This window comes from Mesorhizobium waimense (genome assembly GCF_003601975.1).
In the GTDB taxonomy this organism is placed as follows: Bacteria; Pseudomonadota; Alphaproteobacteria; order Rhizobiales; family Rhizobiaceae; genus Mesorhizobium; species Mesorhizobium waimense.
The window spans coordinates 1-673 of record NZ_QZWZ01000188.1; the positions used below are offsets into that span (position 1 = coordinate 1).

The following is a 673-nucleotide window of genomic DNA, read 5'->3' on the forward strand; positions in this document are numbered from 1 at the left end:
GGGCTTGTCACGTTATCTGAGATAGATCGGATTAAGGCCGCTGCTGCAGAATTCAGGCGAGCGTTCCGGTCATGGTCTTCCACGCCGCCATGGCCTGGAGGCGGTGGAGGTGAATGGCAGCTGCCGAGCGTTTGATGCGAGGTGGGACGAAGAGATTTCTGAGGGCAGAGAAGATCGAGACGAAACGTTGCAGCGATCCCGGTGATCGGAACCCCTGCATCATGCGCTCCCGCTTTCGCAACGGCACATGCGAATTCTCGGCGCGGTTGTTGAGACCTTTGTGCGACCGATGTTCGACGTTCGGCATGATCTGGCGGCGTGCGGCGCCGTAGGAACGCAGCTTGTCGGTGACCATCCGCTTCGGCGTGAGACCCTGCTTTCTCAGGAGCCGGATCAGCAATCGCTTTGCCGCCTTGGTGTTGCGCCGGTTCTGGACGATCTCATCAAGTACACAGCCGTCCTGATCGACCGCCCGCCACAACCAGTGCTGTCTGCCGGCGATGGTGATGACCACCTCGTCCAGGTGCCAGATGTCGTTCCGGCTGGGCTGCTTGCGGTGAAGGCGACGCGCGTAGTCGGGCCCGAATTTCTTTCCCCACCGGCGGATCGTCTCGTAGGAAACGACAATGCCGCGCGCCAGCAGCATTTCCTCGACCAAGCGCAGGCTCAGCGG

Annotated in this window: 1 protein-coding gene; it reads right to left on the bottom strand. The window is 61.2% G+C overall.

The window, feature by feature from the left end:
• Positions 1-52 precede the first annotated feature (52 nt).
• Positions 53-673, bottom strand: a 621-nt coding sequence (locus D3227_RS40545; protein ID WP_120019479.1) for an IS6 family transposase, incomplete at its 5' end; no start/stop codon positions are given.